General features: G+C 44.1%; 23 protein-coding genes and 1 other annotated feature. Of the genes, 7 read left to right on the top strand and 16 right to left on the bottom strand.

Annotation, left to right across the window (positions count from 1 at the left end):
- Window positions 1–153 precede the first annotated feature (153 nt).
- Both V7R35_RS10465 and V7R35_RS10470 read left to right on the top strand, forming a co-directional pair.
- Window positions 154–474 carry a hypothetical protein gene (locus V7R35_RS10465; protein ID WP_334014761.1) on the top strand — a complete coding sequence of 107 codons (321 nt, stop codon included), beginning with the start codon at window positions 154–156 and terminating at the stop codon, window positions 472–474.
- A gap of 71 nt (window positions 475–545) precedes the next feature.
- Window positions 546–755, top strand: coding sequence for a hypothetical protein (locus V7R35_RS10470; RefSeq protein WP_334014762.1), 210 nt, complete (start codon window positions 546–548; stop codon window positions 753–755).
- Window positions 756–794: 39 nt separating this feature from the next.
- Here the strand turns inward: V7R35_RS10470 and V7R35_RS10475 are convergent, their stop codons facing one another.
- The 10 genes from V7R35_RS10475 to hisG form a co-directional block, all read right to left on the bottom strand.
- Window positions 795–3,389 carry a TonB-dependent receptor gene (locus V7R35_RS10475; RefSeq protein ID WP_334014763.1) on the bottom strand — a complete coding sequence of 865 codons (2,595 nt, stop codon included), beginning with the start codon at window positions 3,387–3,389 and terminating at the stop codon, window positions 795–797.
- A 336-nt stretch (window positions 3,390–3,725) separates the two neighbouring features.
- Entirely contained in the window at window positions 3,726–4,370 is a 645-nt protein-coding gene (gene lepB / locus V7R35_RS10480) for a signal peptidase I (protein ID WP_334014764.1), read from the bottom strand.
- Window positions 4,371–4,674: 304 nt separating this feature from the next.
- A complete protein-coding gene (hisIE, locus tag V7R35_RS10485; protein ID WP_334014765.1) occupies window positions 4,675–5,292 on the bottom strand; it encodes a bifunctional phosphoribosyl-AMP cyclohydrolase/phosphoribosyl-ATP diphosphatase HisIE in 618 nt (205 codons plus the stop codon).
- The gene (hisF, locus tag V7R35_RS10490) at window positions 5,289–6,101 is read right to left on the bottom strand and encodes an imidazole glycerol phosphate synthase subunit HisF (protein WP_014950033.1); all 813 of its coding nucleotides are present in this window, start codon (window positions 6,099–6,101) and stop codon (window positions 5,289–5,291) included. Before hisF ends, hisIE begins: the two co-directional genes overlap by 4 nt.
- Entirely contained in the window at window positions 6,083–6,820 is a 738-nt protein-coding gene (hisA, locus tag V7R35_RS10495) for a 1-(5-phosphoribosyl)-5-[(5-phosphoribosylamino)methylideneamino]imidazole-4-carboxamide isomerase (protein WP_039225201.1), read from the bottom strand. Before hisA ends, hisF begins: the two co-directional genes overlap by 19 nt.
- The gene (gene hisH / locus V7R35_RS10500) at window positions 6,820–7,449 is read right to left on the bottom strand and encodes an imidazole glycerol phosphate synthase subunit HisH (RefSeq protein WP_334014766.1); all 630 of its coding nucleotides are present in this window, start codon (window positions 7,447–7,449) and stop codon (window positions 6,820–6,822) included. The genes hisA and hisH overlap by 1 nt, the downstream gene beginning before the upstream one ends.
- The gene (hisB, locus tag V7R35_RS10505) at window positions 7,449–8,519 is read right to left on the bottom strand and encodes a bifunctional histidinol-phosphatase/imidazoleglycerol-phosphate dehydratase HisB (RefSeq protein WP_334014767.1); all 1,071 of its coding nucleotides are present in this window, start codon (window positions 8,517–8,519) and stop codon (window positions 7,449–7,451) included. Before hisB ends, hisH begins: the two co-directional genes overlap by 1 nt.
- On the bottom strand, window positions 8,516–9,595 hold the full coding sequence (gene hisC, locus V7R35_RS10510; protein ID WP_334014768.1) for a histidinol-phosphate transaminase: 1,080 nt from the start codon (window positions 9,593–9,595) through the stop codon (window positions 8,516–8,518). Before hisC ends, hisB begins: the two co-directional genes overlap by 4 nt.
- The gene (gene hisD / locus V7R35_RS10515) at window positions 9,595–10,899 is read right to left on the bottom strand and encodes a histidinol dehydrogenase (RefSeq protein ID WP_334014769.1); all 1,305 of its coding nucleotides are present in this window, start codon (window positions 10,897–10,899) and stop codon (window positions 9,595–9,597) included. Before hisD ends, hisC begins: the two co-directional genes overlap by 1 nt.
- Window positions 10,900–10,912: 13 nt before the next feature.
- Window positions 10,913–11,815, bottom strand: coding sequence for an ATP phosphoribosyltransferase (gene hisG, locus V7R35_RS10520; RefSeq protein ID WP_334014770.1), 903 nt, complete (start codon window positions 11,813–11,815; stop codon window positions 10,913–10,915).
- Window positions 11,816–11,865: 50 nt separating this feature from the next.
- Window positions 11,866–11,982, bottom strand: a sequence feature (His leader region).
- A 271-nt stretch (window positions 11,983–12,253) separates the two neighbouring features.
- Here hisG and V7R35_RS10525 point away from each other — a divergent pair.
- Window positions 12,254–12,499 (top strand): hypothetical protein, encoded by a 246-nt coding sequence (locus V7R35_RS10525; RefSeq protein ID WP_334014771.1) that lies wholly within the window; start codon window positions 12,254–12,256, stop codon window positions 12,497–12,499.
- 123 nt (window positions 12,500–12,622) lie between these two features.
- Here V7R35_RS10525 and V7R35_RS10530 read toward each other — a convergent pair whose 3' ends face one another.
- The 5 genes from V7R35_RS10530 to V7R35_RS10550 all read right to left on the bottom strand — a co-directional run bounded on the left by V7R35_RS10530 (window position 12,623) and on the right by V7R35_RS10550 (window position 16,209).
- Entirely contained in the window at window positions 12,623–13,408 is a 786-nt protein-coding gene (locus tag V7R35_RS10530; RefSeq protein WP_334014772.1) for a ParA family protein, read from the bottom strand.
- Between the two features lie 167 nt (window positions 13,409–13,575).
- On the bottom strand, window positions 13,576–14,502 hold the full coding sequence (locus V7R35_RS10535; protein ID WP_334014773.1) for a hypothetical protein: 927 nt from the start codon (window positions 14,500–14,502) through the stop codon (window positions 13,576–13,578).
- Between the two features lie 176 nt (window positions 14,503–14,678).
- Window positions 14,679–15,251: a YSC84-related protein gene (locus V7R35_RS10540; RefSeq protein ID WP_334014774.1), complete on the bottom strand. Its 573-nt coding sequence runs from the start codon at window positions 15,249–15,251 to the stop codon at window positions 14,679–14,681.
- A gap of 149 nt (window positions 15,252–15,400) precedes the next feature.
- Window positions 15,401–15,673, bottom strand: a complete 273-nt coding sequence (locus V7R35_RS10545) for a DUF6482 family protein (RefSeq protein WP_334015012.1) — start codon at window positions 15,671–15,673, stop codon at window positions 15,401–15,403.
- Window positions 15,674–15,726: 53 nt separating this feature from the next.
- Window positions 15,727–16,209 (bottom strand): DUF2244 domain-containing protein, encoded by a 483-nt coding sequence (locus V7R35_RS10550; protein ID WP_334014775.1) that lies wholly within the window; start codon window positions 16,207–16,209, stop codon window positions 15,727–15,729.
- Between the two features lie 198 nt (window positions 16,210–16,407).
- Here V7R35_RS10550 and V7R35_RS10555 point away from each other — a divergent pair, with 198 nt between their 5' ends.
- From V7R35_RS10555 to V7R35_RS10565, 3 genes are all read left to right on the top strand, one after another.
- Window positions 16,408–17,316 (top strand): sulfite exporter TauE/SafE family protein, encoded by a 909-nt coding sequence (locus V7R35_RS10555; RefSeq protein ID WP_334014776.1) that lies wholly within the window; start codon window positions 16,408–16,410, stop codon window positions 17,314–17,316.
- A gap of 64 nt (window positions 17,317–17,380) precedes the next feature.
- The gene (locus tag V7R35_RS10560) at window positions 17,381–18,688 is read left to right on the top strand and encodes an alpha-amylase family glycosyl hydrolase (protein WP_334014777.1); all 1,308 of its coding nucleotides are present in this window, start codon (window positions 17,381–17,383) and stop codon (window positions 18,686–18,688) included.
- A 58-nt stretch (window positions 18,689–18,746) separates the two neighbouring features.
- Window positions 18,747–19,079 carry a hypothetical protein gene (locus tag V7R35_RS10565; RefSeq protein WP_334014778.1) on the top strand — a complete coding sequence of 111 codons (333 nt, stop codon included), beginning with the start codon at window positions 18,747–18,749 and terminating at the stop codon, window positions 19,077–19,079.
- Window positions 19,080–19,124: 45 nt separating this feature from the next.
- Here the strand turns inward: V7R35_RS10565 and V7R35_RS10570 are convergent, their stop codons facing one another.
- Complete coding sequence (locus tag V7R35_RS10570; RefSeq protein WP_334014779.1) at window positions 19,125–19,349, bottom strand: hypothetical protein; 225 nt, start codon at window positions 19,347–19,349, stop codon at window positions 19,125–19,127.
- Between the two features lie 250 nt (window positions 19,350–19,599).
- Between V7R35_RS10570 and V7R35_RS10575 the strand changes: the two genes are divergently transcribed.
- Complete coding sequence (locus tag V7R35_RS10575; protein ID WP_334014780.1) at window positions 19,600–21,519, top strand: ATP-dependent DNA helicase; 1,920 nt, start codon at window positions 19,600–19,602, stop codon at window positions 21,517–21,519.
- Window positions 21,520–21,523: the final 4 nt, after the last annotated feature.

Here is a 21,523-nt window from a genome sequence, read left to right on the forward strand (position 1 = left end):
CTTTTTTAGCAGCAAACGTTTTGCAGTATTTTTCTGTTCACTAATACAGGTTCTTTTTCTTGTTAAAACAGGTAGTTTTACTGCGGGTATCGTGAATTTTCTTACGATGGCCTAGGTATTAATAAATGGATATTTGAGATTTAAGGAAAGGAAATGACAAACGATATTACAAATGAGCACAGAGTTTTATCTCAAGATGAGATTGAACAGGTTAGTGGTGCATGGCTACCCAATGTTTTTGGTGCATTTGCTGGTGCAATCGGTGGTGTTTATGGTACCGCAATAGGAAACGGTGGTAGTTCTAGCTCTCAGTCCTTGTGGGCTGCAGGAATTGCAGGTGCAACCACTGGGTTTTTAAATCCGGTATCCGGGGTAAGTCGTCTCGTTGGAACTATTGGGGTGGGTGTGGTTGGTGGAGCAGTGACAAATGCTGTTAACTCCCAATTTACCAATCCCGAAGAGTCTGATGAGTAAGGTTGGTTTTTAGTCTACAAACTCATGAATACACAACTAGATAGGTCAGAAGCAGTTTGCGGAGCTTTTTAATGTTGAAGTTTATTTGTTTATTAGCGCTTCTAGTTTTATACACTTATATTTTGAAACGGAAGTTTGATGTAGGTTTTTTTGATGAATGGACTTCTGAAAGATTGGGCTCAGAGCTTTTAGTTTATGTAATGATTGCCCTGCCTATAGCTCTCTCTGGAGCTACGATTGTTATCGTTGATGTTATCTTAGAGTGGTTACCCATAAAATAAAAATGCCCGCGTAAAGCGGGCATTTTTCGTTGTGAACTCTTAGAAACGGTAAGTCACTTTAGAGTAAACAAAGCGTCCACGTGGGTTGTGCACGCCGCCCACGTAACCGTAAAGGTCACTGTCGCCGTTACCAATGGCGAATGGAGGTTCTTCGTCTAGTAGGTTATTGGAGCCAATTACCAAGCGAAGATTATCGCTGTAATTGTAACCGAACTGCAAATCTACCAGCGCTTGTGAGTCAACGGTTCTCGACGTATTTTCTTCGAAATCTAAAACACCATCGAAGTTAATGTCTGGTGTATCTTCAAACTCGCCAATAAAACTAATGTTTAAGTTTGCGTCAAACGAACCCTTCGACCACGTTGTTGCAAACAACCAGCGATGTTCTGGATAGCCGTATTCACCTGTGAAATCTAAATCATTGCGTTCAAAATTGCTCAAATACGACCAGTCTAAGCTAAAGCGCACGTTGCCATACTCGCTCATGTCCATCGTGTAGTTAGCATTAAAATCAATACCAGACGCTTCCTGCGATGAAACGTTCTGGTATGTGTTGAAGATTTTTTGAATAACACCTAATGATTCGCCAGGCTGTGGGTCAAGACGCACACACACCGTGCTGTTTTGATTATTACACTCAGCGTCATACACTAAGCCAAATTGTTGCTCGTCAATTTTGTTATCTTGCGTGATGCTCCACACATCAACACTTAACCCAAGCTCTTGAGTGGGAGCATAAATAACACCTACGTTCCACGATTCAGACTCTTCCGCATCCAAATTCGGGTTACCCGCAAATACAATATTGTAGTCTAATGAGTCACAGTCTTGACCTGTGGCATCACAGCGATATTGATCTACAAAGAAAACACTTTTCTGTGACGGACCTAGCCCAATTTGTGCTAGTGATGGCGCACGGAAACCTTGTGCCCAAGAACCGCGTACGGTTACTTCATCGCTTGGTGCCCAGCGCAATGCAATTTTAGGATTGGTAGTGCTACCGAAATCACTAAAGTGGTCGTAGCGACCTGCTAATTGAAGTTCAAGCGTTTCTGCAACTGGGATTGAAAGCTCTAAGTAAGCTGCATATTGATCACGCTCTGCTGCTGCAGATACCGATTCGGTACCAAAGATAAGCCCACGTTGAAATTGAATATCGGGTATATCAGATACTTGCTCTTCACGATATTCTACGCCAGCAGCCATCATCACAACGTCATCACCAAACTCGAATGCTTCGCCAGAGATGTGTGCATCAACGCTGGTCATGCGCGATTCGCCTCGACGCACTAGGCTTGTGGTAATTTCATCAATTACACTTTGAGGGTTAGTAACACCACCAAACGGGTTATAGTTACCTAAGTCGATTTGCTCTTGTAGCCAGTCAACACGAACCCAACCTTGTGATTGATCGCCACTTTGTTCAGAGCGACTACGGCCTTTTTGCACCGATGCTTCCCAATCGTAATCGCCTATCTGGCCACGAAGCCCTGCAACAAGTCGAAGTGTGTCTGATTCAATATCCCATCGGCGCGGGCCTGCATCAACAGGGCGGTATCGACCAATCTCAATATCTTGCCCAAACGGATTATTCGGGTGAGTACCAGGTACGGTTAAGCCGGCGTCTTCATCAAGTGGTGTTGCCGCACCTCCAGCTTCTGAGGTGTTGTGCTGCATGGCAATTTCCATGAATGCCGTAGTATCTGAAGATATCTTATAGTCGAATTGACCAATAAAGCCGACGCGTTCAGATGCTGGGATAGTAAGGCCGAATGGGCCATAATCAAATAAGCAGCTCCCTGAAGCGGTAGCGTTCTCAGGTGGGCAATCTGGATCGATAGTTTTTACGCCATCAACATAAAAGTAACCTGGGTAGCCGCGCGATGAACGAAAGTCCATGCCACCAAAAGGTGATTGATTGGCGGTGCCAAAGCGGCCCATCTCATCGGCGCCAAGGGTACTGTTGTTGAAATAGTCTAGAATGACTGTAGCGCTACTTTTCTCAGTTTGAGAGCCCCAAAGTAAGCTGGCCGTTGTTTCATCGTAGCTAGGCCCCGTAGTGCCACCATATCCGGCATTAAGCTCCAAGCCTTCAAAGTCTTTTTTCAGAACAATGTTTACTACACCTGCCACTGCGTCTGAACCATAAATGGCTGAAGCGCCATCTTTTAGAATGTCGATGCGCTCAATTGCAGCGACTGGTATTGAGTTAATATCAACAAATGAATTGGTAATACTTTCAGCAAATGAACTAATCGCCACGCGTCGACCGTTAATGAGCACTAGCGTTGCATCTGGTCCCATGCCACGAAGCGATACCGCAGCGGCACCGTTGGCTGTTGAGTCTTGGCTATTATTACGTGTTGAGAAGGTGCCTGCGCCCGTTGCGGGCATGCGTTCTAGAAGTTGCTGTAAATTTTCATAACCCATACTGTCAATCATGGTTGAGTCTATTGATTGTATAGGCGATGGACCTTCCATGTCCGTCCGTTTTATGCGAGAACCTGTTACCGCAATACGTTCTAAATTATCAGCATTGTCTTCAGTTTCTTGCGCATAACCGGTGCTAATTGATGTTACTCCTGAAAGCGCTAAACACACCGCAATAGCACTTAGTTTACGACCTTGTTTCATTACTATTTCCTTATTTCCCTTATACTTATGTTTTCAGCAATAGTCATTTATTGCTGAAATAGAAATAGCACTTATTAGTCTTTAGTTGCAATAGTAACAATAAGGAAAAATGCGACATTACGTTACAATATGTGTAAATGTGACCGTACTGTTTATGTTTAACTGGAAGGGCAGAAGTGGTTAAAAAGAGGTTACGACAAAGTGGAATAGTAGGTTAACTGTGTGTTTGAGGAAAAGAGCCTTCCCTAAAAGGTAGGTTTGAAGACTCTCAACATGCATAGTGGGGAAAGAATGTTTTTTTACATTTGGTAGATTAAGGTAACTACAAATTGGTCGTTACTGAAGCTTTGTAAAAAAGCGTTCTTTTCTTGGTATGTAGTTGTTTGCTACATCTAATGAAAATGCCACAGAACTCGCTTTTCCTTGCACTTCTTCCACAGGAATAAAGCCATAATAGCGAGAATCGACACTGTTGTTCCTGTTATCGCCCATAGCGAGGAAACGTCCCTTAGGTACGGTTACGGTATTAAATGATGAAACAGGGCTGTTAATAGGGTTAAGGGCAATAACACGGCGTTGCCCAAGCACCTCTTCATAAAAAGTGTGCGCCTCTAATGCGGTAAGCTCAGCTTGCTCTCCGTTTATATAAAGCCTGTTTTTAATCAGTTTTACTCTGTCACCTTCTGTGGCGATAACACGCTTAATGAGGCGCAGGTCTGCGGCAGTACTGTCGATTATGACAATGTCGCCACGCGCAATTTTACCTGTCTTCTTGATAACGATGTCGGTAAAAGGTACTTCAAGTGTATATGCGGATTTATTAACCACAACACGGTCGCCAACTTGAAGCGTAGGCTCCATTGAGCCAGAAGGAACGTGATACCAATCTGCCACGCTACTTCTAAATGAAAACATGAGTACTAAAAAAAGCAAAAAAGGGAGGTTGTTTTTAAATGTTTCCTTCACGCTGCTGGCGTTCATACAAATCCTTTCTTTCAGTGTTATTCGAGTTTACGTAAACATATGAAATCATTTGGTCAAATTAGTTCACGGAACACTTGTAATAAAATGTTTCGATATCGGACGGGTATAATTAGAAGCTGTATCGTTGATGGCTTTCAGGCTAGTTCCATAAGTGTATTCACCTACTTTAAGCCTGATAAGCAGTACGTACTGTAATGAAATATAGGTGGGGTATTGCAATTTCGTCAGAAGGTGACCAAAAAATACCCCTAGCGCATCAACGTTAAGGGCATTTCGAATAAAATAAGTATTACTAAGTCACTTACTTATGGCGCTCTCGAAGCACATTAAGCGCATCGTTTAACGACATGTCGCTTGCTTGAAGTAACACTGTTAGATGATACAACAAGTCAGCAGCTTCATTCTTAAGCTCTTCTTTGTCGTGTACCGTAGCGGCCAATGCGGTTTCAACACCTTCTTCACCTACTTTCTGTGCAATACGCTTTATGCCTTTATTGTATAGGCTTGCCGTATAGCTGCTTTTGGGGTCGGCATCTTTACGGGCAGCCAATACGCGCTCTAAATCTGCAAGAAAAGTAAATGCCGGTGTGTTGCCGTCAAACCAGCAGCTTTCAACACCAGTGTGGCATGTCGGGCCGTTAGGGTTGGCAAGTACCAACAGTGAATCTTGGTCGCAGTCGCAGGCAACGCTCACTAAATCTAGCGTGTTACCTGACGTTTCACCCTTCGTCCAAAGACGCTGTTTTGAGCGGCTAAAGAAGGTTACTTTACCTGTTTCAAGGGTTTTCGCTAGGGCATCTTGGTCCATATAACCCTGCATCAATACTTTGCCAGACAGTGCGTCTTGCACAATGGCAGGTAGTAGGTTGTCCATTTTGTCCCAGGCCAGTTTATTGCTGTTTTCGTCAGTAATGATCACGGGTTTACTCCTTCTGCTTGCGCCGTTAATCCGTGACGCTTACGCATGGCAACGCCATTGCTGGTTAATTCTGCTTTTAACTCATCAATATTGATGATGCCCTTGTGAAATACTGACGCTGCAAGCGCGCCATCTACGTCAGCTTGTTGAAACACATCCGTAAAGTGGGCAATTTCACCTGCGCCACCCGATGCAATTAGGGGCACTTCACAGACATCGCGCACTGCTTTAAGCTGCTTCACATCGTAGCCTTTGCGTACGCCGTCTTGGTTCATGCAGTTAAGAACAATTTCACCAGCGCCGCGCGACTGAACCTCTTTAATCCAATCGATGGTTTGCCATTGGCTTTTTTGGGTACGGGCCTCATCGCCAGTGAATTTATACACTTCGTACTGGTCGGTTGCTTCGTTATAGAAACTGTCGATACCAATAACTACACACTGTTGCCCATAAACATCGTGCAGTTGGTTAATAAGGTCTGGATTATTAAGGGCAGGGGAGTTAATCGAAATCTTATCTGCACCCATTTCCAAAATGCGCCCAGCGTCTTCAATACTCTTAATGCCGCCAGCAACACAAAAAGGGATATCAATAACCTGTGCAATACGGCTTACCCAGCTCTTATCTACTACGCGGGCATCAGAGCTTGCGGTAATATCATAGAATACTAGTTCGTCAGCACCTGCTTTCGCATATTGCTCAGCAAGAGGGACAATATCGCCAATAATTTCATGGTTTCTAAACTGAACGCCCTTAACAACTTTGCCGTCGCGTACGTCTAGGCACGGTATTATGCGTTTTGCCAACATGCGATAGCCTCCTTCACCGTAAACTTACCTTCAAGTAGTGCGCGCCCAAGAATAACGCCGCCGACGTTTGTGGGTTTTAGCGCTTCGATATCAGCGATGCTGCCAATACCGCCAGACGCTTGCCAGCTAACGTGTGGGAAACGGGCTGCCATTTCTTGATACAGCTCAGTGTTTGCACCTTGTAGCGTGCCGTCGCGGCTAATGTCGGTACACAGCACATGCTTTGCGCCTACTGTAGCGAAGTCTTCAAGCAAGCCTTCAAGGGCTACGCCAGAATTCTCTTGCCAACCGTGGGTAGCAATAAGCTTTTCACCGCTGTCGCTAATATTGATATCAAGGGCCAATACAATGTGCTCTGGGCCGTATTTTTCTACCCAAGACTTCACAAGCTCGGGTTGTTTTACCGCCAAAGAACCAATCACTACGCGGCTTACGCCCGTTTCTAATAATTGCGCTACTTCTTCTTCACTACGAATACCGCCGCCGGCTTGAAACTTCATGCGCTTGGTATCGACCATAGACTTAATTAGTGAAAGCTGACGTTTACTGGTGTCTTTAGCGCCTGTTAGGTCAACAATGTGCAGCCAGGTTGCACCTTGGTCGGCATAGTCGTGAACCACGTCTACTGGGTCCAGTTCGTATTGGGTTTTCTGCTCGTAGTCGCCTTGATAAAGGCGTACTACGCGTCCGTCAATAAGATCAATCGCTGGAATAATCATTATAGGTTCACAAAGTTAGTCAGTAATTGTGCTCCGGCCTCGCCAGAACGTTCTGGGTGAAATTGCACCCCGTAAAAATTGTCTTTATTTATGGCGGCTGAAAAGGTGTTGCCATAAGTACAGCTAGCAAGCGTATGCTCGTATTCAGGTACCGCAAAGCTATGCACAAAATAAAAGTACGTATCTTGTGGGATGCCTTTGAACAAGCTTTGGTTGCTGTGAGAAACGGTGTTCCATCCCATGTGAGGTAAGCGCACGCCATTCGACTCCATGCGAGCTACGTGCCCGGGCATAAGGTTCAAACAGTCGATGTTGCCTGTGCCTTGAAAGCCACCTTCGGCGCTGGTTTCCACCATAAGCTGCATGCCTAAACATACGCCTAGTACAGGTTGTGTAAGCGATTGAAGCGTTTCTGTCAGCGCTTTTTGCTTAATGCTTGCCATAGCCGCTGCTGCTGTACCTACGCCGGGTAAAAACACTTTGTCAGCGCTTTTAATCACGTTTACTTCGTCAGATACGTCCACTTCAACGCCCAAGCGTTCAAGGGCAAAGCGTACCGACGAAATATTCGCGCAGCCGGTATTCACTATGACTATTTTTTGTCGCTGGCTGGTATTTACCACTGACATTACAGTGCTCCTTTACTGCTTGGCAGTGCATCGCCTTGACGCGTAATAGCTTGACGCAGCGCACGTCCAAATACTTTAAATAAGCTTTCTACCTGGTGGTGAGCATTGCCTTCGCTGGTTGAAAGGTGCAGTGATAGCCCCATGCTTTGTGCAAGCGAGTAGAAGAAGTGTGGTACCATTTCTGTGGCCATTTCACCTACTTGGTCGCGGCTAAATTCAGCATCAAATTTAAGGTGAGGGCGGTTAGAAATATCCATGATACATTCCGCACGACACTCATCCATTGGCAACGCAAACCCAAAGCGACCAATACCGCGTTTGTCGCCTAGTGCCTTTTTAAGCGCTTCACCTAATGCAAGCGCGGTATCTTCTACGCTGTGGTGGTCATCAATGTGCAAATCGCCATCGGTAGTCAGGTTTAACTCAAAACCACCATGGGTAGCAATTTGGTCAAGCATGTGATCAAAAAAGCCCATGCCGGTTTGAATGGTTGATTTAGCTTGCGAGTCTAAATCTACACGAACGCGAATGTCGGTTTCAGAGGTGGTACGCACCACTTCTGCAATACGTGAAGACGCAAGCAAGCTTTTCTGAATATCGTTCCAGTTTAAGCTTTCGCGATTGTACTGAAAGCTGCGAATACCCATGTTTTCAGCAAGCTGTACATCGGTAATTCTGTCACCAATCACAAACGAACGAGTGAAATCAACTTTGCCCTGCTGCAAGTATTCTTGCACTAGGCCAAGCTTGGGTTTACGACATGTGCAGTTATCTTCGTCGAAGTGCGGGCAAATAAGCACGTCGTCAAACACTACGCCCTGGCTTTGGAAAATGGCCATCATGGCATTGTGTGGCTTGTCGAAGTCTTCTTGCGGGAAACTGTCTGTACCTAACCCGTCTTGGTTACTCACCATCACCAACTTAAAGCCAGCCGCTTTAAGCTTAAGTAGCACAGGAATAACGTTTGGCTCGAATACAAGCTTCTCTAAACTATCTAATTGCTTATCTATTGGCGGCTCTTCTACAAGTGTACCGTCGCGGTCAATAAATAAAATGGCTTGCTGACTCATGCCGCGTCCTCATTATTTTTAAATTCGTTAATTAGCTGCATTAAACGCTGGTTTTGCTCTTCAGTACCTATGCTTACGCGTAAACAGTTCTGTAAGTTAAGCTGTTTTGATTGATCGCGAATAAGCATGCCTTGGCTTACCAAGTACTGCATTAGGGCTTGCGCTTTTGCGTAGCGGAATAAGATAAAGTTTGCTCGTCTATCACCCACTAATTCAAAGCCTTCAATAGATGCCAGCGCTTCGGCTAGGGCCTCTTTTTCTCGATTAATGGTAGCCACCTGAAGCTCAAGTAACGTCAGCGACTCTGCCGACAATGCTTGTGCAGCAATCTGCGCTACTGGCTCTGGAATGGGATAGGGCGCTATCACTTTAAGTAGTGCTTGGACGACGGGTGCCTGAGCAAGTGTAAAACCACAGCGAAGACCGGCAAGAGCAAACGCTTTAGACAGCGTACGAAGTACCACCAAGTTTGGATAGTTGTTAATCTCATTTGCCCACGTATTGTCGGCATCGAACTCAATATACGCTTCATCTACAACAACCAGTGCTTTATCGGCAAAGTGATTGAGCACGCTTTTAATGTCTTCACGAGCAACTGGCGTACCGGTTGGATTGTTGGGCGCACAGATGAAAATCACGTTAACGTCATCTTCAGCGCATACAGCATTCACGTTAAGGCTAAAGTCGTCGTTAAGCGGCACTTTCTTAACGCCCACATCACAGGTTTCAGCACTGATTGCATACATACCGTAGGTAGGCGGGCATATCAGAATGCTGTCTTTACCCGGCGTGCAGAAGGTGCGAATAAGTAACTCAATGCCTTCATCTGCGCCGCGGGTAACAATAAGCTGTGACTTATCAAGGCCTGCATAGTTTGCGTATCCACTCACTACCGCTTCGGGCTGACATGACGGATAGCGGTTAAAGTTGCTGCTATCTACGCTGTATTCGTTGGCATAAGGTGACTCGTTGGCATTAAGCCAGTCTTGACCACCTGAAAACAAGCGACGCGCCGATTCATAAGGCTTTAGCGGCACCAAGTTGTCGTTAATTAGGTTGTCGATAAGCGTCGACATTAGGCGTCTCCTTGCTTAAGTGCCTGCATGCGAAGTGCTACGGCTTGTTCATGTGCATCTAACCCTTCGGCGGCTGCTAATGCCATAATTGCAGGGCCTAAATTACGTATTCCGTCTGCACTTAGCTCTTGAATGGTGTAACGGCGCATAAAATCTAAGAGCCCAAGGCTAGAATAGTTTTTCGAATAGCCGTATGTAGGCAATACATGATTGGTTCCAGACGCATAATCACCAGCAGATTCTGGAGACCAAGGGCCCAAGAAAATAGAGCCTGCGTACTTAATTTTTGATAAATAATCGCGGGCATTTTCTATTTGCACAATCAAGTGCTCTGCAGCATAGGCATTGCTTGCTTCAATGGCCTGTTCAATTGAATCGGCTAAAATATAGCGAGCATTCTCCATCGCTGGGCGAGCGATGTCTGCGCGAGACAATGTGCCTAGTTGACGTTCAACCGCAGCTTTCGACTCTTCAATAAGTGTGGCACTGTTAGACACCAAAATAGCTTGCGAGTCTGGACCGTGTTCAGCTTGAGAAAGCAGGTCTGCCGCCACAAACTCTGGGTTCGCAAACTCATCAGCAAGTACCAATACTTCTGATGGGCCCGCAGGCATATCAATAGCAGCTCCATCAGCACGATGGCTAACTTGCTGCTTAGCTTCAGTGACGAAACTATTTCCTGGGCCAAAAATCTTATCTACTTGAGGAATGCTGTCTGTGCCTAAGGCCATAGCGGCAACCGCTTGCGCGCCACCACATAAAAAGATTTTGTCGATACCGCACTTTCTGGCCGCATAGGCAATTTCAGGTGCAATCAACTGCTCTTTATTTGGCGGTGTGCAGAGCAGTTTATTTTCACAACCTGCTACCAATGCAGGCACGCCCAGCATCAACACGGTAGAAGGAAGTGGTGCGCTGCCACCTGGAATATAAAGGCCTACTGCGTCAAGTGCCGTAAAGCGAAGCTCGCATTTAACACCTGGTGTAGTGGTTAATGCAATGTCACTTGGCACCTGCGCTTCGTGAAACGTTTTTATATTGTTAAACGCTGTGTCGATGGCGTTTGCTACCTCAGGTGTAACCTTGGCGGCAAGAGCATCAATGTTGTCTTGTGAAAGTACAAGGCTAGCAAGCTCCGGGCAGTCGAATTTGCGCGTGTAATCCAGTACTGCCGCGTCACCTTCTGCTTCAACGCGGGCGATAATCTCGCCCACGGTTTGTTTTAACTGTTGGCTATTGGCCATAGCCGGGCGAGCTAACGCCTGTTTTTTCTCATTTGCCGAAAGAGATGACCAAGTAATCATAATTGCCTGCCTTTTAGCCCATCATTTTTTCGATTGGCATTACAAGAATAGAGCTACAACCAAGGGCTTTAAGTTTTTCCATGGTTTCCCAGAATAAGGTTTCTGTAGAAACAACATGGATAGCAACCTGCTCTTCGTTACCTGCAAGTGGCAGAACTGTTGGGTTTTCAGCACCAGGAAGTAGGCTTTTTACTTGCTCCAAATACGCTTTGGGTGCGTGTAGCATGATGTACTTGCTTTCTTTTGCTAGTAATACACCATCAACACGCGGCATAAGGCGGTTAACCAGCGTTTCTTTTTCGTCGCTAAGTTCACCGTCGGCACGCTTGATCAATACCGCCTTACTGCGGAAGATTACGTCTTTTTCAACAAGACCATTAGCTTCAAGTGTAGCGCCTGTTGAAACTAAGTCGCAGATAGCATCTGCCACACCCGCGCGAGGTGCAACCTCAACTGACCCCTGAAGCATTACCGCTTTTGCGTTAATTCCTTGCTCTTTGAAATAACGCTCTAAAAGGTAAGGGTAGGTAGTTGCTACTTTCTTGCCTTCTAGAGATTGGATGCCGTCGTACTCCATTTCGTTAGGTACTGCAATTGACAGGCGGCAACCGCCGTAGTCAAGGCGACGAAGCACTTCATACTCAAAAGGTTTACCCGCTGCTTTACGCTCTAGCATTTTTTCTTCTAGCTCGTTTTCGCCAATAAAGCCAAGGTCAACAACGCCATCCATAACAAGACCAGGAATGTCATCATCGCGAACGCGAAGTAAATCAATTGGCTGGTTCGTTGAATGCGCAATCAGCAGGCGATCACGAATGTTTAACTTAATGCCAATCGCCTTAAGTAGGGCGATGCTGTCATCGCTCAAACGGCCTGATTTCTGTACGGCAATTCGAAGTCTTTTGCTGTTACTCATTGAAACGTTCCTTACACGTTGTATTTTAACTTTTGATTGCGCCTAAAACGAAAAACCCCCGGAAGTTTCCTTCCGAGGGTCGAGAATTTTTTATCTGCGCCATTGGAAGGAATCATAGACCTTCCAGCACGAACCTGAAAGGTTATGCTTTATGATGGTGGTGATGTTTCGCCGCGCAGTTAATCATTTGATGAATTTTAATCCTAATTTCGAACGGCTGAAACATTAGCGTTTTGAAATTAGATTTGCAAGGCAAAAGTGAACTCTTTTTCGCCAATAGGTCTAAATAAAAGTATATATAGTAAAACTTTTCGATATGAACGTTTGTGATCCTAAAGCTTTAATGCAAAAACGCAGATAACAGAATATGAGTTGAAGATAATACAGGTGTAACTTGCCGGTGACGTATTCTCAATTATGTGCAATAAAGAGGAATGTATGAGCAACGATCTTTTGTTTCCTATTTTACCACGCAACACCAAGGTACCTGTTGAGGTTGATGAGCGTGTAAAGAAAGTGCAGAAAACAAAAAAATCGGAGCATTTTTCTGAAGACGATAATGATGCGCAACCAGAGGTAAGGAAAACCGAGGTGGTTGAACGTGCATCAGACAGAAACAAAAAAAGTAAAAGAAACTCTGAACAAGATGATGATGGACTAAAGCATATCGATATCAATGTATAGGACGCTTTAAGCTAGCTCCAAAATATTGAAGCGGGGCTTAACTGTCAAAAGCGTGAATGGGCTCTTTTAAATAGCTGCTAATAACGGTGCTTTAATAACGCCCTCTTTGAGCAAAGCATCGTGTTATTCGCTCATACTTTCTTTGGTACTATAAAGCGTTTCAAAGAGGCCATGGAACTGTTTCGTCACTTTATGATTGGGTAAATAGAAAGGCAAGGGTACTCGCTTTGAATGTGACTCTTTTACCTTTACTGTCGCGTTTATAAACGGCCGAATGACTTCCAACCCTTCATTCTCAAGCTCTTTCACCAAAGATTCGGGTAATTTTGCCTGGCTATTAAATTGATTAATAGCAACACCCAAAAATGACAGTGCTGGATTATGATCTGCTTTTAATTCAGCAATATTATCAAGTAAACGAGTGATAGCCTGAGCTGAAAATGCGTCGCAATCGAAAGGAACGATATAATTATCAGCGGCAATCAACGCTGCCTTAGAGTAAAAATTAAAATTTGGTGGCGTGTCTATAAAAATGTAGTCGAAAGACGGTCGCAGTGTTTTTAGGGTCTCGCGAAGCTTGAACATTTTATAACGCGATTCTAACTCCCTTTCCAATTCTGAGAGTTCTGAAGATGCAGGCAAGACGAAGAGGTTTTCAAAAGGTGAGGCTTGCACAAACTCAACGGGTTTATTTGGCGTGCGGAAAAAGCCTACTACTTGTCGAAACATGTCTGCTACGGTTAATGTGTTTTCAGTAACGTCGATACCCGCATAGTGAGTACTGTTTCCCTGAGAATCTAAATCAACAAGTAATGTTTTAAAGCCAAGGTTTGCGCAGCATGCTGCAAGGTTTGTGCTAATTGTAGATTTTCCAACGCCACCTTTCTGATTGAAAACTACGCTAACCATACCAACATCCTTTTAAGAATCGAATGATTAAAATATGCCCAGCTTTTGTGACATAAGTAAAGAGGTTTTCACTGAAAGCGCTTGAGAGCAGGAAGTATTGGGAAAGGGGAAGGAAAAATGCGCCCAACTCTATTAGGGTCGAGCGCAATACGCGATAAAGTAGGGCGTTACTTTTTGTTAAACAGTCTGCGACGACCAATTAAACCAAGACCAAGTGCAAGCAGTAAAGCGGCAGAGGGTTCACTTACCTGGGTAGTTGCCTGCGAGCTTGCTAAAATAATATTGCCAGAGATTAATACATCATCACCTAGAAAATCTTGCTGTAGAATCTCGGTAACGTAATTTTGTACTGAGAAGCTATCGAAGCTTATACGAAGTGCACTTCTTTCCTCGGTACAAAAGGATTCGGCACAAGACGTCGTTGCTTCATTGAGGAAGACCCCAAGCCCTAAAGCATCAAAAAGTGTCACGTTATTCATAATTGGAGAGCCGTCCATTACCGATGCGGTAATATCATTTCCAAGTATGTTTATGTTTATGCTTTCAACAACAGACGACCCTGCAGTGCTAAACACGTAGCCATCTGAGCTAGAAGAAGCATCGACTTTTGATGTTGAACTAAGGGTAGTGTTCGATATATTGATAAAGTCGAGAGCAGGAAGCGACAATCCCTGCGTTGGCAGAAAATTTTGTAGCAGGGTAAATGAGAGATCCTCAATAGTACTACTTCCAATAGTAGTGAAATCACCGAGAGTAGAATTTTCGAGCGTCGAGCTAGCGCTACCACTAAAAATATCCACCGTACCATTAATGCGAGGGTCTTGTGTAGGAAGAGTAAGATCTTGACCAATTAAAGAATTTGTCACGTCATATCCCGACGGAGCTGTGCCGCTCGCGTTACCTAAATCGATCGCAAGTGGCGATAATTCTAGGATTTGTAAGTCAATGTGAAGCGCATTTCCGAAACTGCTAGATATAATGCCTGCCTGAGATGAAGCGCTCATGCACATCAACGCAGCGCTAGTAGTCACAAGCGATAGCATCTTGAATTGCTGTTTCTTTTTACTAGTATATTGTTTCAAACTGCCTAACATAATAAATCCCCCGATAACTGTACAAAAAGCACCACGCTTATGCATTTAGCTATGGGTTATAGATTAGTTGCTGAAAAAGGTATGCGAAATGAAGGATTACCCCCATGCTTACAAATTTTTAACGTAAGCGTGGGGGTCGCAAGCGTACGAGCTCAGGATCGCGGAGAAGTTATTAGTTAGTTTAAATTCTTATCTTTCCAGAATTTTGTTCCTTTCACCGTTGCCTGAAGTGCAAGGCCACTTTCAGTCATCGTGTAAACAGTTATATCACCTACGTAGCCTTCACCTTCCGCCGATGCGCCTTTATTGCCTGCTTTTGCCGCAACATCGGCGTTTCCTCCAACTGTCCAGCCGTTCTCAATGAAATAGCGCATGGCGTCTTGAGTGTGGAAAACCATCACAATGCGGTAGTCCTTGGCACCAAGCCCAAGCCCTACGCCACCCTCGGCCATGTTCATATAGGTTTTTGCACCCGTTACATTGTTGTTTACAACGCCATAACCTGTACCTGCTGCGAAAAATATGACATTTATGTTTGCGTTGGTGAAAACCGCATACCCTGCGGCGTCTCTGATTTGACCGCGAGTGTCAGGCTTTTCGCTGTAAAGGCGTGTCAGTGCATTTTGCTGCATGTCGAGTATTGCCTGTCTTTTTTCTGCGACAGTGCCGTCACCCATTGAAGCACAGGCACTCAGCACGAGCGCAGTAAAAGCTAGCGTTATCTTGGATAAAAAGTACTTAAATTTCATGCGTTTCTCCTTAGCATGGTGGGGTGTGATTTTTATTCGCATCTTCTGATATTAGTCAGAATAAGCGAATAACCACAACAATCTGCTAAGGTATACGCAAAAACCATGCTCAATATTTTGATTGAGCATGTTTATCTTTGGAAAAGCCGTTAAAAGTCTATTTCTAGCTCCAACGCATCAGGCCGTTGATGTTGACCCACCATTTCTTCATAGGGCGTGTTCTGTCGCAACCACACGTGTTCGAATTCTTGGGCATAAAAATGCTCCTTTATTTCATTTATGCAGTGAAATGTTTTTGGTTGTTCCTTGCTGTCTCGCACTAATGTTCGTACAGCGCCGTTTCCCGTTGACGCTAAATAGTTACCACCTTCAAGCGACTCAATGTATAAATTCATGATTGCATCCTCAGTGTTTACTTTTATGTATTAGCGCAATTAATGAAAAGTGATCATTAATTCTGCGTCATATAACCTTGCTACCACCATTTGTTTTTACACACAATAACACCGTGACTCTGCAGTAATTTGAGCAATTCTGCCTTGTCGGTTTCATTTAAAAAATCACCTATTTCATACATGTGTGACGTGGTTTTAAATACCAACCTTGGTAGTCGAACATGCGATACGTCTTCGTAAAAGTACAAATGTGTAGCACTACGTAAAAACGTCACGGCTGCACGCTTCGAGTTTTCAATTTTTATCTGTTTGTCGGTAAGCTCTATCAATTGCCATTGATATGTAGCACGGGAAACCAAGTACATTATCAATATCAACGCTAATACTTCAGCTCCAGCAAAGGGCAGCACAACCCAAGCGCCGACAAACGCCCATGCAGTAGCGATACTGCTCACAAAAATGGCGAAGGACCACATTAAGAACTTGGTTTGAGCCCATGTTGCAGAGCGATTTGGCTGTAGTCTAATGATGACTCCGTGCTCTGAAGTCGACGTTTCTAACATTATTGATATTGCACCGTTAAAAACACTTGCGGTAAAGGGATCAAAATCATAGGTAATCTCGTTTTTATATATTACTCTGTGCGCAAAACATCATAAGCCTTTGCGTTTTCTGAAAGGTGTATACGAGTCAGTTTGCTCAAATAGATTGAAAAACAATCAATGATTTTTTGAAGTCGCTTCATTGATGAAGGAAAAAGTGTGGTTTCTGTCGTTAAAAAAAACAATAAACCAATAATATTACTTGCCTTGATGTGTTTATGGTTGGCGCTGCTTCTTTCTCTGCCGTCACCGATATTAATCATGCAAGATTATGGCGTATTTGCATTCCTGGGAGTTGTTGGCGCCATTTTCGCGAATGCTACTGGTGCTGGTGGAGGGGTGGTCTTCGTACCGTTCTTCCAATTCCTTCAATTCTCGCCAGACAGTATTGTGGCCACGAGTTTTGGAATTCAATGTTGTGGCATGACCGCAGGTGCGCTTACGTGGGCCTATTACTTTAAAAGTGAACACAAGTCTAACGTACATTGGAAAGTGTTGCCCAATGCCCTAATACTCTGTGTTCCTGCGTCACTTTGTGGCATTTTGTTTGCCCAGTATTCTGAAGTAGGACCTGCATTATTAACCCAGTGGTGGGGAGGTCTGGACAACCTCCACATTTTGTTTGGCGTGTTTTCTGTTTTGCTCTCGTTAGCAATATTTGCATCAATTCCGTTATTAAAACGAACGCAGTTTACTTGTGAACTTACAAAGACTGACATTCTAGCACTACCTTTCATAAGCTTTATGGGGGCAATTGTTACTGCGTGGTTGTCGGTGGGGGTTGGAGAACTTGTTGCAGTTTATCTTATTGTGCGTGGTTTTAACGTAACAATGTCCATTGCTGTAGCGGTCATTTTGTCAGCATTTACAGTGTGGGCTGCACTTCCTTATCACCTTTTTGTCAGCCCGTCGGTAGTTTTTGAAGTTGTTCTTTTTGCCGGTATTGGCGCTATTGTTGGAGGCATGCTTGCTAAACATGTAGTGCTGGCTTTTTCAGTGCAAAAGCTAAAACTATTTTTTGGCGGTTGGGTGTTTATCTTGGGTGTTGCTAGTCTACCAATTTTTTAGTCTTTGGTTGTCGACTACAATTTGTTAGCCTTCTGTAATTATTGAGATTAATAGGAGCCACACAATGGGTAATTCAGTCACATCGTTTCAACCCTACAAAGTTACTCAGCCTGAGTGGTCGTCACACGCCGTTATATATCAAGTTAATACCCGTCAATTTTCAAACGAAGGCAAATTTGCTGGTGTCACTGAGCAGTTGTCCAGAATAAAGTCATTAGGTGCAGACATTATTTGGCTTATGCCTATCCACCCTATTGGTGAAGTTGAGCGAAAAGGCAAATTGGGAAGCCCGTATGCCGTGAAAGACTATATGCAAATTAATCCGGAGTTTGGCACCGCTGACGATTTACATACTCTCATCAAAACCGCACATAATTTGTCGATGAAGGTCATTATTGACTGGGTACCCAATCACAGTGCTTGGGACAATCCATTAGTTGAAAAATATCCACAATGGTACGCAAAAGATTACAAAGGTGACTTTAGACCTTCTCCATGGTGGGATTGGAGTGACATTATTGAATTTGATTATACCCAAGTAGGTTTGCGTAACTACATGATTCAAGCAATGCGCTATTGGGTAAAAGAATTTGATATAGACGGTTTTAGACATGATGTTGCAGGTTATGTACCCAATGATTTTTGGCAGCAAGCGCGTTGTGAGCTAGATGCTATTAAGCCTGTTTTTATGCTTGCTGAGTGGGAAAACAGGGACATGCACGAACGAGCCTTTAACATGACATACGCATGGACATGGAACGAGACCATGCATGAAATAGCGATGGGGAAACGCAGTTTAGACAGTTTGCGCAAATACTATTCATGGAATGAGAGAAGCTGGCCACAAGAAGCGTATAGAATGACGTTTGTAAGCAATCACGACAAAAACGCGTGGGACGGCACACAGTACGAGCAGTTTGGAGATGCGTTGGAAGCCAGCATAGTGCTCTCTGTTATAGGCGAAGGTATGCCGCTTATTCACAATGGGCAAGAAGCAGGAGAAACGAAGCGCCTTGCGTTTTTTGAGCGAGATCCAATTGAATGGCAAGAACATGAAATTGGTGATTTGTATCGCGAATTGATTGCGCTTAAAAAATCAAAAGTGGTGCTTGGTAACGGCGAATATGGCGCGAGAATGATTCAGGTGCCTAATAACGCAATGAACAAGGTTTTTAGCTTCGTCAGGCACAATACAGATGAAAAGGTGTTTGTAGTCATTAATTTTTCAAATGAATCGGTTAACACTGGCTTCTATGAAACTTTATTTGAAGGTGACTATATAGATTTTACTACTGGCCAGCACCACACGTTTTCGGCTAATACCCAGTTATCGCTAGGCCCCTGGCAGTACAAAATTTTCGTTAAGCGCTAAACTGGCAATGTTAAAACAACTCGCCAATACTTATATTTTATCTAATCATTAAGGCGCTATGGAAAACAGACTCCCGCTGTATAAAAAACTGTTAGTGTTCTATCGAATAGAGCCAGGTTGTCTTGGTCCTCAAGGGACAGACTATGTAGAAGAGTTTTGTGTTTTTGCGAAAAAGAAGCTCAAGGATTTACATGGGCATTGTTTGCGCTGGACGATAAAGCCACGCTACGACAAGTCTTTACCTGAGCTTGAATTTCAAATAAAGAACTCGACAGTATCAAGAGAAAACGCCGAAAAGTACATGAGCAGTTTTGATATAGAACTTGATGAATTTGAAGAGCAGTTGGAAGAAATGTTGGCCGATTTGGTAGATGCATTTTTCGAACGCTAACGGCCTCGCTTAAAAAGGCGAGGCGCGTTTTTTTAGTGACGTAAATTAACGCAAGGCGTCAACGGGCTCGAACCCTTCTGATTCAAGCTCTTCATTTACGCATTCAAGTAAAAACACATTAAGCGGTTTACCATTAGTTCCGTCTTCTTCAGCAACTTCTTGGCAAAATGCTGTAAGTTCAGTGACAAGTTCTGCGGGTGCTGGTTTCGCTTCGCTTGCGAATGCCGACACTGCCAAACAGCTTAAAAATAATGACACTAAAGTTTTCATATTTACCTTCATGAAATGTTAAGGGAGTCATATCAACGGTCAGGATAGTGCGCCTAAATACGCATTTAAAAAAGCGAATTATTTTGCTCTAAAAGATAAAATCTTTTGATAGTTTATGCATACACTTTTGTACTTCCACGAAGCGAAAAAACTAAGTTAGCAGTTCAAATGCATTAACCTTTAATGGGCATTCATTAAGGTTTTTGGCATAATGCGCGGCCGAATTAGAAAAAGTATACAGCGCTTACACATGCCTACTATTAATAACGTATTCTCGTCAGACGGCTTACTTGCCAAAACCATAAAAGGTTTTGTGCCGCGTGACGCTCAAACTGAAATGGCGAAAGCGGTGAAGCATGCGATTGATACTACTGGTAGCTTAATCGTTGAGGCTGGAACTGGCACAGGTAAAACATTTGCCTACCTTGCGCCTGCATTGTTAAGCGATGGCAAGGCGATAGTGTCAACAGGTACCAAAAACCTTCAGGAGCAGCTGTTTCACAGAGATTTACCGCTGGTAAAAAAGGCACTTGGTAGTAAAAGAAAAACGGCCTTGCTGAAAGGTCGCGCTAATTACTTGTGCCTTCATCGACTGGCACAGCACGGTGGAAATTCTACACTGGTAGAAAAAGAAGTATTAGGGCAACTTTCTGAAGTTAAGCGTTGGTCTAGCAGCACAAAAAGCGGTGATATGGGCGAGCTTAAAACCCTCCCAGAAGACGCAAAAGTACTGCCTCTTGTTACCTCTACCGTCGACAATTGTCTGGGACGAGACTGTCCAGATTATGAAGATTGTTATCTAGTAAAAGCCCGCAGAAAAGCGCTAGACGCCGACATTATTGTGGTAAACCACCACTTGTTTTTCGCCGATATGGCGTTGAAAGACACTGGGTTTGGCGAACTTATTCCTGAAGCCGATGCAATTATATTCGACGAAGCACACCAAATCCCTGATATTGCGAGTGACTATTTTGGCGAGTCTCTTTCTACGCGCCAAATTCACGATATTAGCAAAGACATCACGCTTTTATTTAGAACTGTATTAAAAGATGCTGGCCAGCTAGATAAAGCGGCTGATAAGTGCAGAATGATTGCGTCAGACTTACGCTTATTGTTTCCTGATACGCCAGAGCGTGGCAATTGGGCTGAAGCACTCAATCGCGATGACGTGCGAATGCAGGTGGGTAAGCTCGCTGAAGCATTGGGCGTTTTACATGAAGTGTGCAAACTGCATATTGGCAGGGATAAAGACTTAGACAATATGTATGAGCGTGTAGTGGCAGCTCGTGAGCAACTTGATGCGTTAAGTGATGATAAGCAAGAAAACGTCAGCTTGTGGTACGAGACCACTCAGCGCCATCTTATTATGCACTTAACGCCGCTTTCTATCGCTGCGAAATTTCGCCGTTTTGTGGCATCGCCACCAAGAGGGTGGGTTTTCACTTCTGCAACGCTCATGGTAAATGGCGGCTTCGAACATTTTCAACGTCGAATGGGCCTTGAAGAGGCAAAAACGCTTGGTTTAGATAGTCCGTTTAATTATCCAGAGCAGGCTATGCTCTGTGTGCCCAGATATTTACCTGAGCCCAATAGTTTTTCTATGCGTGAAACACTGTTGCAAACGGCTAAGCGCTTGATAAAAGCGAGCCGCGGTCGGTGCTTTTTATTATTTACCAGCCACGCTATGCTTCGCGAAATTGCTGAAAAGCTAGAAGATGAGGTAGACAACCCTCTGTTGGTGCAAGGAACAACCACTAAGCAAGCGCTGCTTGACGCTTATCTAGCTGATGAAAAAGCGGTGTTAATGGGAACGGGGGCATTTTGGGAAGGTGTTGATGTACGCGGGAATGATTTGGTGTGCGTCATGATAGACAAGCTACCTTTTGCATCGCCAGACGACCCTTTATTGCAAGCACGTATGGAAGATGTGAAAAAGCGGGGAGCAAACCCTTTTGCAGTCATTCAGATCCCGCAGGCAGTCATTACGTTAAAACAGGGTGCTGGACGACTAATAAGAGATCCATCTGATAAAGGTGTATTGGTTATTTGTGACAACCGCTTGGTAACAAAGCCTTATGCCAAAACGTTTGTAGGAAGTTTGCCTGATATGAAGCGTACGCGCAGTCTTGACGAAGTAGAACGCTTTTTAGCAAACATAGATGATAAATAAGTTA

This window comes from Alteromonas sp. S167 (assembly GCF_036864375.1).
Lineage (GTDB): Bacteria > Pseudomonadota > Gammaproteobacteria > Enterobacterales > Alteromonadaceae > Alteromonas.